This window comes from Methylobacterium sp. WL6 (assembly GCF_008040095.1).
Taxonomy (GTDB): domain Bacteria; phylum Pseudomonadota; class Alphaproteobacteria; order Rhizobiales; family Beijerinckiaceae; genus Methylobacterium.
Genome location: NZ_VRVH01000021.1, coordinates 22670 through 38704, shown reverse-complemented (window position 1 = coordinate 38704; position 16035 = coordinate 22670). Strand labels below are relative to the sequence as shown.

At 65.2% G+C, this 16035-nt stretch carries 11 protein-coding genes; all 11 read right to left on the bottom strand.

The window, feature by feature from the left end:
• Positions 1 to 1859: carbohydrate-binding domain-containing protein (locus tag FV230_RS05530; protein WP_281408254.1), on the bottom strand; the 1859-nt coding region annotated here is incomplete at its 3' end.
• A gap of 596 nt (positions 1860 to 2455) precedes the next feature.
• Entirely contained in the window at positions 2456 to 3805 is a 1350-nt protein-coding gene (locus FV230_RS05525; protein WP_147841595.1) for an HlyD family type I secretion periplasmic adaptor subunit, read from the bottom strand.
• Complete coding sequence (locus FV230_RS05520) at positions 3802 to 5553, bottom strand: type I secretion system permease/ATPase (RefSeq protein ID WP_246694752.1); 1752 nt, start codon at positions 5551 to 5553, stop codon at positions 3802 to 3804. The genes FV230_RS05525 and FV230_RS05520 overlap by 4 nt, the downstream gene beginning before the upstream one ends.
• Positions 5554 to 6232: 679 nt before the next feature.
• Positions 6233 to 6829 carry a hypothetical protein gene (locus tag FV230_RS05515; RefSeq protein ID WP_147841593.1) on the bottom strand — a complete coding sequence of 199 codons (597 nt, stop codon included), beginning with the start codon at positions 6827 to 6829 and terminating at the stop codon, positions 6233 to 6235.
• 946 nt (positions 6830 to 7775) lie between these two features.
• Positions 7776 to 8717, bottom strand: coding sequence for a glycosyltransferase family 2 protein (locus tag FV230_RS05510; protein WP_187275402.1), 942 nt, complete (start codon positions 8715 to 8717; stop codon positions 7776 to 7778).
• Between the two features lie 52 nt (positions 8718 to 8769).
• On the bottom strand, positions 8770 to 9765 hold the full coding sequence (locus FV230_RS05505; protein ID WP_187275401.1) for a glycosyltransferase family 8 protein: 996 nt from the start codon (positions 9763 to 9765) through the stop codon (positions 8770 to 8772).
• Positions 9762 to 10628, bottom strand: a complete 867-nt coding sequence (locus FV230_RS29395; protein ID WP_187275400.1) for a glycosyltransferase family 2 protein — start codon at positions 10626 to 10628, stop codon at positions 9762 to 9764. The genes FV230_RS05505 and FV230_RS29395 overlap by 4 nt, the downstream gene beginning before the upstream one ends.
• 33 nt (positions 10629 to 10661) lie before the next feature.
• Positions 10662 to 12122, bottom strand: a complete 1461-nt coding sequence (locus tag FV230_RS05500; protein ID WP_147841590.1) for an oligosaccharide flippase family protein — start codon at positions 12120 to 12122, stop codon at positions 10662 to 10664.
• Complete coding sequence (locus FV230_RS05495) at positions 12119 to 13285, bottom strand: cellulase family glycosylhydrolase (RefSeq protein ID WP_147841589.1); 1167 nt, start codon at positions 13283 to 13285, stop codon at positions 12119 to 12121. The genes FV230_RS05500 and FV230_RS05495 overlap by 4 nt, the downstream gene beginning before the upstream one ends.
• On the bottom strand, positions 13282 to 14526 hold the full coding sequence (locus tag FV230_RS05490) for a polysaccharide biosynthesis/export family protein (protein ID WP_187275399.1): 1245 nt from the start codon (positions 14524 to 14526) through the stop codon (positions 13282 to 13284). The genes FV230_RS05495 and FV230_RS05490 overlap by 4 nt, the downstream gene beginning before the upstream one ends.
• A gap of 262 nt (positions 14527 to 14788) precedes the next feature.
• Entirely contained in the window at positions 14789 to 15496 is a 708-nt protein-coding gene (locus FV230_RS05485; protein WP_246694751.1) for a sugar transferase, read from the bottom strand.
• Between the last annotated feature and the right edge of the window lie 539 nt (positions 15497 to 16035).

Genomic DNA, 16035 nt, shown 5'->3' with positions numbered 1-16035 from the left:
AAGGTCGCGTCGCCGTTCGAGTAGATGCCGGCGACGCCGTTGTTGTTCCATCCCGCCGTGTTGACCGCCGCGTCGCCGGAATAGGCGTGGCCGTCCAGGATCATCTCGTGAACGTAGAGGTTCCGGTCGGTTGCCGTCGTCCCCCCGGAGGCATCGTCGAGGAAGCGGATTGCGATCGCGTGCGCCCCGGGGCCGAAGTTGCCGGTCAGGGTCAGGTCCTCGGTCTGGCCCGCCGCGTGCGAAGCGTTCGTCGTCAGGGTACCACCGACCTGCTGCCCGTCGACGAGCACCGCGAAATGCGGCGTGCCGTTCCAGGCGTCGCCCGACACACGCAGAACGAGCGTGTCGGACGCCGACGATGCGGGTTTTACCGAACTGGCCAACGCGGCGGTATGGAAGGTCGCGTCGCCGTTCGAGTAGATGCCGGCGACGCCGTTGTTGTTCCATCCCGCCGTGTTGACCGCCGCGTCGCCGGAATAGGCGTGGCCGTCCAGGATCATCTCGTGAACGTAGAGGTTCCGGTCGGTTGCCGTCGTCCCCCCGGAGGCATCGTCGAGGAAGCGGATTGCGATCGCGTGCGCCCCGGGGCCGAAGTTGCCGGTCAGGGTCAGGTCCTCGGTCTGGCCCGCCGCGTGCGAAGCGTTCGTCGTCAGGGTACCACCGACCTGCTGCCCGTCGACGAGCACCGCGAAATGCGGCGTGCCGTTCCAGGCGTCGCCCGACACACGCAGAACGAGCGTGTCGGAGGGCGTCGGGGCATAGTTGATCGTGGTTCCGCCCGCGCCGTCGGACGAAGCCTGAAATGTCTGGCCCGCATAGTCGCCGGCTAGATGGAGGATTGCGAGCGATGCTCCGGTCGCGGCGTCCTTGACCGACAGGGTGCCGGTGGCTTGATCGAACGCCACGGCGGCGTTCTGCCCGACGCTGCGCAGATCGATGGTATCCCCCGCCCCGAAGTTCGCGATGGTGTTCGCCAACCGATGATCCGCATCGAGTGCGGCCCGGTCGACGATGAGGGTCTGGGCGCCGTCCGTGAAGGTGATCGCTCCGCTTCCCGCAGATCCGGCAACGGCCAGCTCGACCGCGCCGGCAAGGAGGACCGTGCCGCCCGAGTAGCTGTTAATATGATCCAGGATCAACGTCCCGCCGCCGTCCTTCTCGACTTGGCCCGGCGCGGCGCTGGCTTGGTCAACAACGGCGCCCGATAGCGTGACGACGTGACCGCTCTCCACCGCGAAAGTCGGGTCTCCAGCTAACGTGATGGTGCTCTCGACGAGATGATCGCCGCTGAAATGGATCACGCTTCCCGCCGGATACGCCCACGTCGCCGACGGATCGAGGTAGTCCGTGTCGATGGTCAGGGGCGCGGCGCCGAAGGCGCTCAGGTAAGCCGCCGCCGCTCCGGGATGCTGGCCGGAATCGAGCTGCCCGGCGAAACCGGCATCGTTGGAATCCCAGTAATTTCCGTAGACCATGTGGTGGCTGGACATCCAGTCGGCCATCGCCTTGACGAAGGGCGCGGAGTCGTCGGTTTGAACGCCCCATTCGGAGATGGCGGTCGGTTTGCCGTGCGCCGCGGCGAAGTCCTGCTGCCATTGAAGGCCGTAGGGTTCCACAACCTTGTCCTGAAAGGCCTTCGCGGGATCCGCCGAATTGTAGGCCTTGTTGTAGTAGGTATCCATGCCGACCACGTCGACGTAATGGTCGCCGGGGTAAGCCTTCGCCGGATCGATCGTGCTGCCGCCTTCGTTCACGTCCCAGACGAACTTGAACTTGTCCGATACGCTGCGGAAGACGTCGACGACGTCCTGGAACGTCTTGATGAACGCCCCCTCGTGCCCCTGCGCAGCCCAAGGCATCCAGGTGCCGTTGAACTCCCATCCGAGACGAACGTAGATGTTGCCGTCCTTGCTCGGGACCGCCTGTGCGAGCGCGTTCGCCGCAGCCTGGAAATAGTTGTCGTACGCTCCGGTCGCGACCTGCTCCAGCGAGGTGCCCCAGACCGTCAGCGGAACCGACCAAATGCTCGCTACGCCGGCGCCCTGCCAGCGCTGGACCTGCCACGGAACCGAACTCGCGAACCCCGACCAGCTGTCGTTGTTGATGTAATTCAGCACGTTGTCGGGCGGCTGTCCGGCCCATTGCGTATAGGTCCCAACCTTGCTCGGGTCCTGGCCCTCGTAGATTCCGATCTGTACCATCTGACCAACTCATGCCCTGCCTCTCAAGAGGTCGCATGAAGATCTGAATGCGAAGTTTCCACTTCACGTTTTCTCGCTTGCTACCGCAAGTGTTACTCGAACGGAAAATGAAAAGTTACTTGATTCGATTTGATGCGATGGATGTTTGATGGGACCGAGAGCGATCCGGCCCGTACCGCCACGTCGCCGGGACGAAGAGGGGGCCGGACGGATCATGGAACGGCATCCGCGCCGCGGGGCGCGCGGTCAGGCCGTCAGCGTTCGCGCCAAGCCCTCCTCACTTGATCGCTCAGCGGCCGGACGAGGTAGGACAACGCGGACCGGGCGCCGATGAGCAGATACGCCTCGACCGGCATGCCCGGAACGAGGCGCAGGCCGGCGAGGCGTCTGCCCTGGTCGCCGGCGATGGTGATCCGCGCGGTGAAGTAGTTCTGACCGTTGCTCCTGTCCTGACTCACGTCGGCGGAAACCCGCGTCACAATGCCGTCGAGCTCGGGGGTGGTGCGCTGATCGAAGGCCTGCAATCGCACGCGCGCCGGCTGATTCCTGCGGACGCTGTCGATGTCCTGCGGGCGGATCCGCACTTCGATCACCAGCGCGTCGGCTTCCGGCACGACCAGCATCGCCGGTTCCGTCGCCGAGACCAGGCCGCCGACGGTGTGCAAGCTCATCTGATGGATCACGCCGTCCTGCGGCGCGCGCAGGACGACGCGCTTCATCTGGTCCTCGGCGGAGACGCGCTTCTCGACGAGTTCCGACCATTTCCCGCGTATCTCGGCGAGCTCCTTGCCGGCGTCGGCACGCATGTCGACCACCACCTGCAGAACCTGCAGCGACGTTTCGGCGATCTTGCCCCGTACGCTGGCTATGGAAGCCAGATACTGACCGCGCTCTCCCTCCAGGCGAGCGGCATCGCGATCGAGAGCCGTTACGCGAGAGAGGGGGACCAACCCCTTGTCATAGAGCGCACGCAGTCCTCCGAGCTCCCTCTGGATCAGGGTCATCTCATGCGCTTTCGCCTGCGCCTGAATGGAAAGGCCGGCGATCTCCTCGCGCAACTGCGCGACGTGTTCGCCGAGCTGAGCCTGCTTGCCTTCGCGGCTAGCCATGCGTGCGGCAAAGAGTCGACGCTCGCCCTCGAGCAGCGTGGCGATACGCTCGTCGCGGGCCTCACGGCCAAGAAGGTTGGACGGGAAGGTAATCGTGCGCGCGTCGTTGAGCTCGGCCTCGCCGCGCGCGCGACGCGCCTCCATCTCGTCCATCGTCTTCAGGGTGGTGTCGAGGACGGCTCGGGTCTGTGTCTCGTCCAGCCGCACGAGGGCGTCACCGGCACGAACGCGATCCCCGTCTCGCACGAGCAGTTCGGCCACCACGCCGCCTGTGGGATGCTGCACCTTCTTGACGTCCGACTCGACGACGAGTTGCCCTGGAGCGATCACGGCGCCATCGATGTCGGTAAGGCTCGCCCATCCACCAAGGCCGAGGACGACAGCCGCCGACAGCAGCCCTGCCGCCGCGAACTGACGGTGGATCGAGGCGCGCGTCAGCGCAGGTGCGTCCAATCTCGGGAGGCGGCGAGAGATCGCGAAGAGAGGCGCCATCATGCGGCTCCCCGCGACGCGAGGTCCGGCGTCATACGCCCGGCCACCGGCGCCGCATCCGGACGACGATCCGGGGGAACCGGACGGCCGGCGGCGACCAAGGCCGAACGCAGCATGTTCGTCGTCGGGCCGAAGGCCAGCATACGTCCCTCGCCCAGCATCAGCACGAGATCGACGGCTTCGAGGGCCGCCGGACGGTGCGCGACGACGACCACGACGCCGCCACGTGCCCGCACGCCGCGGATCGCGCCCGTCAGCGCTTGCTCACCGTCCGCATCGAGGTTGGCGTTCGGTTCGTCGAGGACGACGAGGAACGGGTCCGCGTAGAGTGCCCGGGCAAGCCCGATCCGCTGGCGCTGGCCGGCCGAAAGCCCGGCCCCTCCTTCACCGAGCCTCGTGTCGTACCCTTCCGGGAGCCGTAGGATGTGTTCGTGCGCGCCCGCCGCCCGAGCGGCATGGATGATCTGCTCGGCGGTGGCTGCGGGGTCGAAGCGGGCGATGATCTCGGACAAGGATCCCGGGAAGAGTTCGACCTCCTGGGGCATGTAGCCGATATGCCGGCCCAGAGCGTCCCTCGGCCACTGATCGATCGAGGCGTCGTCGAGCCGAATCCGCCCCCGTGCGGTCGGCCACACGCCGACGAGGGCGCGGACCAGGCACGATTTGCCGGATGCGGAGGCGCCGATCACGCCGAGCGCCTGGCCGGCTTCCAGCTGGAACGTGACCTGCTGGACGATAGCGCTCGTCGTTCCCGGCACGACGACAGCCAGATCTTCGACTTGAAGGATGCGCCGCGGCGGTGGGAGGGCGAGACGTGCCGAAGGGGCGATGTCCCGCGCGAGCGCTCCCGACAGCCGATGCCAACTCTGGCGCGCCTGAACGAAGCCGCGCCACTGTCCGATGACCAACTCGACGGGGGCCAACGCGCGCGAGACCAAGATCGAGGATGCGATCATGACGCCACCGGTCGCCTGGCCGTCGATGACGAGCCAGGCGCCGAGCGCGAGCGCTCCGGATTGGAGAAGCATGCGCGTGACCTTGGATACGGCCCCAAGACCTCCTCCGACATCGGCAACATGCTGTTGCGCAGCGAGGTAATCGCCGTTGATGGCATTCCACCGGGCGGACAGGTGCGGTGTGATGCCCATGGCCGCGACCGCCTCGGCGTTGCGCCGGATGGCTTCCGAGAGCGCGTGCCGACGCGCGGCATACGCGGTGGACCGACGGATGGGGCCCCGTGTCGCGAGTTCGCTCGCCACGGTCACGCAGGCAAGGGCGACCGCGCCGGCGACGGTGGCGAAGCCGATCAGCGGATGGAAGAGAAAGCAGATCGCGACGTAGATCGGCAGCCACGGCAGATCGAGCAGAGCCGCCGGCCCCCCGGCCGCCAGAAACGAGCGCACCACCTCGAGGTCGCGCAACGGCAGGCCGGCTTCTCCCGCCTGCACGCCACGGAGTGGAGCGCGTGCGCACACGGCAAACACGACAGGGTTCAGGGTCCCGTCCAGGATCGCACCGACCCGGACGAAGATCCGCGCCCGCAACGCCTCAAGTCCACCTTGTGCGATGTAGAGCGCCAGCGCGAGCGCCATCAGTCCGACCAACGTCGACAAGGATTGACTCGGCAGAACCCGATCGTAAACTTCGAGCATGAAGATAGAACCGGTCAAACAAAGAACGTTGATCAATCCGCTGATCGCAAAGATTCCGGCCAGCATGGACCAGCTGACGATTTGAAACAGCTTCGGCATCCGAAGTATCCGATTCCGCAGCGAAGGCATTTTCGACCGCGATACGGAAGCATTCCATCGTTAACAACGCATGAAAACATGCTGGCGATATATTATGCAGGCCGTGGCTCGACCCGTGAATGCTCGCCACATCGCCCCTCGGTCTAAAATCTTACTGCAGGATTTAGGACGCATCGCAGGTTTCGCGGCGATGACCGACCATCGCCGAACGATCCGACGATCCTGAGCCCGCCCGGGGGACGGCACGCGTACGACGACGTTACGGACATCCCGCGACGTACCGATGCCTGCGAGCGTGTTGCGAGGCGACGAGTTCGAGATCGACTTCGATCAGCTCGCATCGTCGAATGCCGGACATCGTCTCGGCGTCAGTCGAACCGGCAGCCCAACAATCGCAACGCCGTCATCCGTGAATGCCAGCCGTGCCGAGGCACCGGGAACACGCAGATTTCGGACGCGGAGCGGGACCCGATCGCCCGTCGGGTCGCTGCGTGATGGGCGACAGGGTAGCCGTCGAGCGAACGCAATTGGCGTTCCGCCCGTGTCCAACCACGGCGACGCGTTGCTTCCGTCCGGCGGCGGTACGATCAAACGACAGATTGAAACCATACGGCGCGGCCGACTCGCCGTATGAGCGCAGCGCTGATCCCGTCACGGCAAAGTCGCCGCCCGCCGGCTGTCAACGCTGGTCCGTGGATTCTCCCGAATCACGATTCGATTTCGCGCGTTCGGCAGCGATGCGTCGGTCGAGTTCCGAAACGACGCTCGCCCGCGAGGGAGCATTCCGTTGCCCTTGCGGCTTCACCCGTTTCGGAGACCCGACAACGAGGGAGAACGCGCGTCCGAACCAGCCAACCGCAAGCACGGTGGTCCGATACCCCGGATCGTCGATCCCGTTCCACGGGGAGCCGTCCGCTCTGCATCGGGGCTCATAGAAGGCCAGGAGCGGAAGCCACCCCCCGAAGAGGGGCCACTCGGGCAGCGCGCGACTCTGGTTCTCGGCCGCCGCCCGAACCGGATGGCCGATCCGCGGCAGGTCGGCTCGGCGGCTCCGCACCTTCTCGAGGATCCAGCCGGACAGGATATAGCTCAGTTGAAGGGCGACGAGGCCGACCGCCGCTTGACCCACTCCGCCTAGGAATGACGCCCCAGACCAGACCATGGCGCCGACATAGAGCGGCATGACCATGAGGCTCACGAGACTCAGAAAGATCCAGTTCAGGTACAGGCTCGCGATCGTCCCGCAGGCGATCATCAGGATCGGAAACAAACCCACAACCCCTGCCTCTCCCGACCGGTGAGTTTCGGCTCTAGGCCGACCGAGTCCCGCATGTCGCTCGCCGGGTCAGGACCCGATCCGCTACCTTGGCGACCCGATGATTAAGGCTTCCATAACACGAGCGTCGAGCGATTATAGATGTGTTTTTACGACGTCCGCTCGAAATTGTCACCCCCGTTGCAAATCCCATTTCGAACAGCAGCGTTTGAGATTCTAGCGAACGATAAAAATTCACGGACTTACCGTTATGAATATGATCTTGCGGAAAACGACCTCATAAAGATTGTTCACCCGGGTAATATGGTCTTTGATATCATCTATAGATCTAGCAAATTCGGATTAAGGTCGACATACACGGAACGCAAGTTAAAAACCCCGCCGGCCCGGTCGATGAACGTATGCGGATCACCGCGCCGCCTATGTTCCACCGTTCATCGGTGACGACGCTCGGCTCGATGTCAGTCGTTATCGTTCGGCGTGATCGGGATGCTGGTTCCAAGCAGCGGTACCCAGATTCACAGATCCTCCCCGCAGGTATGGGGAGCGATCCCCGCACCTGCGACAGTGAGCCGAGGCTGGCATACGCAGGCGTTACCGAAGGCCTCCAAAGCCACCCCGACCGCGGGTGCCATGCCGGTTCGGCGGCGCGCAGACCCACAACGCTCCGCAGGCGGCGTGCCTCGACCGGCCCCTGCCCGATCCGGACCGTTCCTGATTTGCTCCAGAGCCAGCGAGCATCGGTGTGGTCGATGACTCCGTTCTGTATGCAAGATCGGGATCGCGATCTGCAAGGCAGGCCGGTGTCTCTGCGCAGACTCCGATCGAAGCGCAACGCCGGGATGAATGTCTCCCCTGGGCAGCCGCGTCGCGGCGGGACGCCGTCACACTGGATTGCCGCCTTCGCTTGAAGTTTCTGCCGCCCGGATCATGCAGCGGGCGGAAGTCATCGAACCGGCGCGGGGGGGCCGCCGACCGCCGGTCGCCGACGTGCGAGCCGGCGAGCGATCAAGCCGAACCCGATCTGCGCGATGGCCCGCCACAGGCGCAGCCGGGACGCTTCCCTCACGGTACGTCGCCAATCGCGCCCGCGCAGCGCTGAGCGGAATTCGAGATACGCGAGACCGTCGAGGAGCGAGCGTCGGTATGCGGCAACGGCGGACCGGATCGAGGTCGTCATCGTGACCGACCCCAACGCGGCGTCCTGGGACGCCAGCATCGCGTCGACATCCGTACGGGTCAGACGTCGTGACAAAGAGCCGGCGACCATCCGGTACCGGTAGAGCGGCGCGGGAAGCACTGCCAGATCGGTGCCGGCCGCCAGGCAGCGCAGACACAGATCGAAATCTTCGCCGATCCGAAGACGTTCGTCGTATCGGATGCCGCGATCCGACAGGAACGTGCGTCGGAAGATCGGCTTGAGATAGCCGAGGTTGGTGTCGCCTCCCGTCAGGAGGTTTCGCCGCAGATAAGCCGCAACCGCGACGCGGAACGAAGGTCCAAGGGGGAGCATCGGCCAAGCCGTCTGGGGATCCGCATCGAGGAAACGCAAGAGATTGTCGGCGACGACGGCGCAGCCGCTCTGCTCCGCGAAGTCGATCAGAAGGCGGCTACGGTCCGGCTCGATGAGGTCATCGGCGTCGAGAATGCCGACCCACGTCCCGGCCGCGTGGGCAAGCGCAAGATTGCGAGCGGCCGCCGGCCCGCCGCTCACGCTCCGACGGAGCAGCGTCACCCGCGGATCGCGGATCGCGAAGGCGGCGACCCGGGCGGCGGTGTCGTCCCGCGACGCGTCGTCGACGACGACGACCTCGACCGCAACGTCCTCTTGCGCAAGCGCGGAGGTCAGAGCCGCTTCGATCCACGCTCCCGCATCGTGTGCGGCCATTAGGTAGGATATCGACCGTATCCCGTGGGCGCCGACACGCATGGCAGTCACGTCATCCTCCGGCACGCGCGCGATACATCATTGCGGCGGCCTCCGGTTTCAGCAGCCGACGAAACGCCCGAAAGATCGACGGGAAGTGCCAGCGCAGACGCGTCTTCACGGCATCGAGACGTTCTTTTGCGCCGCGAGCGGGCGGAGCGTCCAGGAGCGAACCGAGCCCGGCGGTGCGGGCCGCGGCGAAGAAGTCGCGACTGTAATGGACGCGATGCGCGGCGTTCCAAGGCTTCTGAGACGTCGTGTAGTGGATGAGATAGGGGTCCGCGCGCAGGGCGGCGTAGGCCGCCGAGGTGAGCCCCAGGAAGCCGGCCGGAACGTCGGCGCAACGTGGCTGGAAATTCCAGCCAAGGTCGAGGAATCGGACGCGACCGCGCAACACGACGTTGAGCGCGTCCTGGTCCATCCAGGGCAGGTCACGGCCAGTCTCGCCGAGGTAGGCCAGGACGCGCCCCTCGCATGCCTCCGCGCGCCAAGCGTGCATGTTGATGAGGAGCACCCCGGAATTAAAATAAGGCTCGTCGGCCGCAAAACCGATGGCTTCGGAATCGAGGCGAAAATGGTCCTGCACCGCTGCCAGGACATACCCTTCGAGGGGCGTCGTCCAAAGGCCGCGCAAGTCGGAACGGACGACGGTGTCGGCATCGAGATACAGGACGCGCCCATGTCGACGATCGATGAAACGATCCAGCACGATGCGCGTATAGATGCTGGCGCTGAACTGCCGCGTGACGGGCAAATCCGCGAACAGGCCTTCCTCTAGGTCGGCGTAGCGGATCGTGCACGATCCGTGGCGGGCGGCCAGCCGAGCAAATATCGCCTCGGAGGCGGCCGGATCACGGGCGAAGCCCGCGACATACACCTCGAACGCCGTAGTCGGATTGTGTTCCAGGATCGAGCCCAGCGTCACGCCGGCTTGGTGCAGGTAGGCCCTATCGATGCAGAACAGGATGCAGATCGGATCACCTGCGGCCGTCGCCTTCCGGATCGTCATGCCGTGCCTCGAGCGGGGGCGAGGTCGCGCTTGGCTCCGAAGGCCCGAGCCCCGTCGGCGAGTGCCTGCCGGTAGCCGGCCAGGCTCATCTTGCCGCTGGCGGTGAAATACAGGCCGACGAAGATTTTGCGGAAGCATTCGAGGGTGAGGGCGGGACTGCTGCGGGCGTGATAGGCCAGCACGATCAGCGCGCCGCGGAAGTAGCGCGCGGCGGAGATGCGATCGGGAACCGGGTGCCCGACCAGCGGCCGGTCGATCAATCCCGCCTCTCGCGCACGCAGGTAGGCCCGGATGACGTAATCGGTATCCTCGCCGCCTCCGGACGCGGTCCCGAGGCCGAGCTCCGGATCGAACCTTCCGATCGCGGCGGTCAGAGCTCCTCGGAAAAACATGTTGTTCGAAGTGGCCAGCCGGACGGCCTGATGGGCGGCCAAAGGCGTAACCGACCCAGCATCGAAGCCGTTCGGATCGGGATCGAGGGAGACGCGGCAGACGAGCACGCCGAGGCGGGCGTTCTCGTCGAACAGGTCGGCCAGGCACTGCAGAAAGCCGTCCGCGAACCAGCAGTCGTCGTCAGGAAATCCGACGACGTCTCCGTCCTGAGGCGTAGCCTCCGCGACCGCATCGGCCATCATCCGGTTGCGAGCGGCCGAGATGGACATGCGTCCCGGCACCGCGTCGATGCGGCAGCAGGCAGGCGCGGCCGCACGCCAATGCATGCGGTCGGCCTCCGTCGCGTTCTGCAACAGGACGTAGTGGCGGATCGCCAGGTCATCGGCCTGCCGCACCGAGGCCAGCAGCCGCTCGAAGTCCAGGCGCCTCGGCCCGCGAACGTCGGTCGTCGTGAAAAGGATCACGGCCATCAGATTGTCTGAGCTCCCGGTTGTGGCGCCTGTTCACGCATGACGAAGGGCCCCCGGACCGATGCCGAACCGCGGCACCATGGCGCCGTAGATCGCCGCCGACAGGAGAAGCGCCGCGGAGCACGCAGCCAGCCAGCGCCCGAAACTCAGCTCCGGCACCAAGATCGTCAGGGTTGCCAAAGCCGCGAGAAGCAGGAGCGGAGTGCCGATCGCGAGCCACCCTGCCGACCGTGTGAACGCCTGTTCGCGGATCGCGATGCGCCCGAAGACGAGGAGGGCCACGAACTCCGCCGCCGTGAGGCCCGCGAGGAACAACTCGACGTCGTGGCGCCAGACGAGCAGTGCGGCACCGGGGATGACCGAGAGGGCCGAGAGGATCGAGCCGAACGCGACGAGGCGGGTGTTTCCCACGGCGTAAGCCGCCGGGACGGGGAGCAGCATGAGGAACTTCACGCACAGGCTGAGACCCGCGAGGCACATGAAGAGGCGCGACGGGCGGTAGGTCTCTCCGAAGACGAAGGCTAGGACATGGTCCCCGAGCAGGCTGAGTCCGAGCCCGTAAGCGAAGGCGAGACAGGAGAGGCACCAGGCCCAGGTGTCGTAGAGCGCGGACGTATCGGCGTCGCCCTCGCGATGCCGTACGAAAAGCGGCAGAAAGGCGCTCGTGAGGAATTTGGCCAGAACCGTCCGCGGAAGCTGCGCGGTGCCGTAGGCGACGTTGTAGAGGGCGAGAAGACCAGGGCCGAGAACGCTGCCCACGAGCAGCCGATCCGACAGATTGAGTGAAACGGCGACGCCGTTCACAAGAAGCGGCCGCCCGAACACACTCGCCTCGCGCGCGGCCTCCCGGTTCCAGTGGAGGCGGTAGGGCTGCGGCGACAACACGTGCGACAGCGCCACCGTCGTGACCGCCGTGGCCAGCATACCCCAGAGCATGCAGGAGAACCCACCGCTCAGCGCGGCGACCGCGACCGTGACCGCCAGCCCGGCGACCTGAGCCGCCGTGACGACGATGGCCTCTCGCCAGAAGACGAAGGCACGCATCGCAGCCTTCACCCCGAAGTTCTCGAACCCGCGGACGAAAACGATCAAGCCGAGAAGCGCGTAGACCGGCGCGGAATCCGAAGCGTGGAACGCTGCGGCGATCCAAGGGGACGCCGCAATCAGAACGACCGCGAGGAGCGAGGCGCGAAACAGCGCGAGGCCCTGCAGCGTGCCCATCATCACCGTCTCCGCGTCCCGCCCCGCGGACTTGGCCAAAGGATCCACCCCCGCATCCTTGCGGACGGCGAAGATGGGAAGGCCGAAATCTGTCAGGACCTCCAGCATGCCGATGACGATGGAAAGCGAGATCGCGAGGCCGAACTCCGCTGGCGCGATCAGATGCGCGAGCGCGACGTTGCGGGCGAACGGTAGTACCGCCTCCAGCATGTTCGCGGCCAGGAGCGGCGCGCTCCGTCCCAGACCGCCCATTTGCAGCCGTAGCTTTTTCACGACGCGCCGACTCCCAGGGCATCGAGCATCGCGGCATCGATCGCGCCGCGACCCGCACCCGGACTACGGAAGCCGAACGAATCGGAGTCGTCCCACAGCGCCCAGCCCCAGCCGCGCTGTTCGTAGGCACGCCGCGAGGCCCGCACCCACGCGATCCGTGCCGCGACAGGCGCTGTCTTGGCGTAGACGCCGAACTCTCCGACATAGATCGGAACGTCACCGTGCGACCGAGCCCAATGCGAAAGCCGATCGTACTGCACCTCCAGCGCAGATGCGGTGAAGCTGCCGTCGGCGATCTGGTCGTGCAGGAATCCTCGGGCGCGCGGGTCGGACGTTGCTGCGGAGGCCGCTTCCGCCTGGCCTCGATCCAACGGCCAGCCCAGGCCGGCAATCGAACGCGCGACGTCCCAGGTCCAGGTCGCCCCCTGATGCGTGAACAGAAGCGGCGCGTAGCAGTGCACGGTGTAGACGACTGCGCCATCGTCATAGGGCGTATGGGCAACCAGATCGTCGATCCCGCTCCAGCCGCCGCCGTTGGCGATCACGGGCCCTTTCGCGCCCGCGCTCCGGATTGCCTCCAGCGCCCGCGCTTGAAGCGTCCACCACGCTGGGCCGGCAAGCGGCTCGGGCTCGTTGAGAATTTCCAGAACCGCACCGATCGGATGCGCAGCGACTGCGCCCGCGAGCTTCGACCAGCGCGCGACGAAGGTCGCGGCTCCGGCGGGCGTCTGGAGCGGATTCTTCGAAGCGCCCACGGGATGCATGTCGACGACGACCGCGAGGCCGGCCCGCGCGATCATGTCCAGAGCCCTCCCAAGCGCTTCGAGCACCGGCTCGACGAACTGAGGTTCGCCGTCGCCGGATTGAAACAGGGCATCCGGTTCGACGCCGAGGCGGACATGGGTGAATCCGGCTTCGGAGAGAAGGCGGAGATCGTCCGAGGTGACGAAGGTCTTGAGGTGGCCCGCGCCGTAGCCCTCGAAGCTTTGGGCGAACCAGTGCGAGAGGTTGACGCCCCGTGCGAGCTTCCCGAGGCCGTCCGGCGCTGAGGCCGACACCGCGCCGGAGAAGCCGATGCCGGCCACGGCCGCGAACCCGCCGATCGTCCGGACGACGCTGCGTCGGCTCGGCATGCCCGCGCCCGGCGCGGACCGCACCGTCACTGCGTGATCTCCGGGACCTCTGTGTGAAGAGCGACGTCGACGGTGTCGCCGGGAACCACCGGGGTGTCCTCGCTGGCCGCCTCGGTGCCGCCGCCGTTCGCCGCAGCGTGGACGATGCGGATCGCCGGTGTCGCGCCGCCACCCCGACTGAGCTGCGAGCGGATGACGCCGGTGTACGTGATCTTCTCGCTCACGCTCTGGAGCTTGGAACGGACCTCACCCAGTTCGACCGTCGCCTGCTCGGTCTGAGCAAGGATTTCGGAGCGGGACGTCTCGTCAAGACGCGCCACCTTGCGCCGGGCGTCGTCCCGCTCGCGGATGGTGTTCACGAGCTGAACGCCGGTCTGGAGCGATTGGGTCGCTGAGAACAGGAACAGGCGCCGCGCCTCGGACAGGCGGGTCATGGGAAGGTTGCCGCGCTCCGAGAATTCCTTAAGCTTGTTGTAATCTGCAGTATCGACCTGGACGTTCTCATCGTCCTTCACCTGCCGAGCCCGAAGCATCGCGATCTGATCGTCGGCGGTTTTCACGGCACCCGTGAGGAACGCGGACTCCGCGATGAAGCGCTCGTTCGCGACCGCGAGCTGGGTCCGCGCGTTTGCCCGCAGTGAGTCGAGAACGGCCTTCGGCAGCGGCGCCTGCGTCTGTGCGTCCAGAGCCGCATCCTGCTCCTTGTCGCGCGGAGCGTTCTGATTCTTGAGCCGCCAGATCTTCGCTTGCAGCTTCACGTACTGCATCCAGAGAACCTGATAGTCGTTCCGCAGGTCGGCGGATTCAAGAAACGGGTTGTTCATGCGAAAGCGCATGATCTCGTACCCTCCCGCCAGCGCGACGGCCTGCCGAACGGTCATCCCCGGCCGAAACACCTGCTCACCAGGTTTGGTTACGTCACCGTTCACGTAAACCGGTCGATATTCGGCGATCGTCACCATCACCATGTCCGGCCCAATAGCCGTGATGCTGTCGCGTCCATCGGACATGCGCTGCTGGTAGAGCTTGCGCGACAATTGATCCTTGATCAGCGTCTGCGCCGCGGAAAGGCCGAGCCCGGCGACCTTGACCGGACGCGTCATGGGCACGGCCACCGCGCCGTCCGGGTTCACTACGCTGCGCTGCTTCAAGTCGGGAAGACCCGCAACCGCGATCTCGACGGTGTCGCCCGGCTGGATGAGATACTCCGCATGGGCGCACACGGTCAGGCCACCCGACACGATCGCCGCCGCGAGGCCGAGAGCCGACATCCGACCGAAGATTGCTATCGGAGCTGCGTTAGAATTCATGGCGTGGTCCTGTTTCCGAAGCTTGCAACGTCGAAATCGACGACGAACCCGTGCGACATCTGACAAGGGAACCGGAAGGTCGGACGGGCCCGGCGGTTCCTGGTCCTGCGCGACCGCTCCGTATCGGGCGACGACCGCAGGTCGAAGATGGAGGTGGGCTCCGGTCCGATGAAGGAGCACATTCGCAATCCGGGACGACCGTCGCCCGTTTCCGCGGCGGGTATCAATAGGCGCTGGAGCTGAACATCATCTCGCGGACCGTCGCGGCGATGACCTTGATATCTTGCCGCAGATTAGCGGTCTGGATGTAGTTCAGGTCGAACTCGATCCGCCGCGCCATATCCGAAATCTGCGGAGTCTCGCCGCGCGCGCCGCTGACTTGGGCCAGCCCGGACAAACCTGGCTTCGTGAAGAACCGCTCGTTGTAGCGGGGGATGCGTGATGCATAGAACGCATCGTGCGAGGTGGCGTGCGGACGCGGTCCGATCAGCGACATGTCGCCCTGGAGGACATTCACGAGCTGCGGCAGCTCATCGATACTGGTGCGACGGATGAAGCGCCCGATCGTGGTGATACGTGCGTCGTCGCGGGTCGCCTGGACCACGAGGGTGTCCGACGCTTCGACCGCCTTCATCGAGCGAAACTTATAGATGACGAACGGCTTCCCTCCCGCACCGCACCGGGTCTGGCGAAACAGGATTGGCCCCTTCGAGGTCGCACGGATGATCAAGGCGACCATCAATAGTAGCGGAAGCAACCCCAGCAGCAAGGCACCCGCCAGCGACACGTCGAGCAAGCGCTTGCGGCGAGAAAGTAGATAGCCGCTCGGTTCGCCCGTGCGGATGGCCGGAGCCGTTGGATCGGTCGAACGGACCGATGAGGGAAAGCCGAGCGGCCGAACGACGGTGAGGACAGCGCGCCGGCTCGTCACCGTCGACTCACGTGACGTCTGACTTGTAAACGCACGATCGACCATTGGCGAACCCACTTAAAAATTTGTTAACGCCCTTAAACTGCGAGTTTATGAACGCTCGTCAAGGAGGCTCCGCTAGTAAAGATGGCTGCACTTAGCTTCTGTTGATGAAATTTTAACCAAAAAAAAGGGGAACGGTCTCGCCGCTAGGAAAGAGATCTGAGCGTTGGGCGCTTACAAGGACCTCTGCGAGAAATATATTTCTTCAAGGATTGATCTCATCTGTAATGATTTTGGTTTCTGCGTGCCCTACGAGACGCAGCGAGCCATCTGTCCAGCGGGCCGCATTCGTAGGGATCGCCTTCGCACCGCACCAATTGTGCGCCCGAGTACGCCACGAAATCGTAGAGCGACGATCGGTCGTGCCTGATCCCCGTCCGAAGGGTACTTCAGATCGTCCGAACTGGGTGTAGACACCACCACAGTGCAAACTCAAGCGGTGAGCATTGGTGTAAGCAGACGATGAGACAGGGCGATTTAGAGATATAATTCTTTGA

Coding starts and splice junctions, on each gene's coding strand:
- FV230_RS05505 (WP_187275401.1), bottom strand. CDS start 9,765: ATGACGATCCGGAAGGCGACGGCCGCAGGTGATCCGATCTGCATCCTG.
- FV230_RS05490 (WP_187275399.1), bottom strand. CDS start 14,526: ATGTCGGCTCTCGGCCTCGCGGCGGCGATCGTGTCGGGTGGCCTGACC.
- FV230_RS05520 (WP_246694752.1), bottom strand. CDS start 5,553: ATGCCGAAGCTGTTTCAAATCGTCAGCTGGTCCATGCTGGCCGGAATC.
- FV230_RS05525 (WP_147841595.1), bottom strand. CDS start 3,805: ATGATGGCGCCTCTCTTCGCGATCTCTCGCCGCCTCCCGAGATTGGAC.
- FV230_RS29395 (WP_187275400.1), bottom strand. CDS start 10,628: ATGGCCGTGATCCTTTTCACGACGACCGACGTTCGCGGGCCGAGGCGC.
- FV230_RS05510 (WP_187275402.1), bottom strand. CDS start 8,717: ATGGCCGCACACGATGCGGGAGCGTGGATCGAAGCGGCTCTGACCTCC.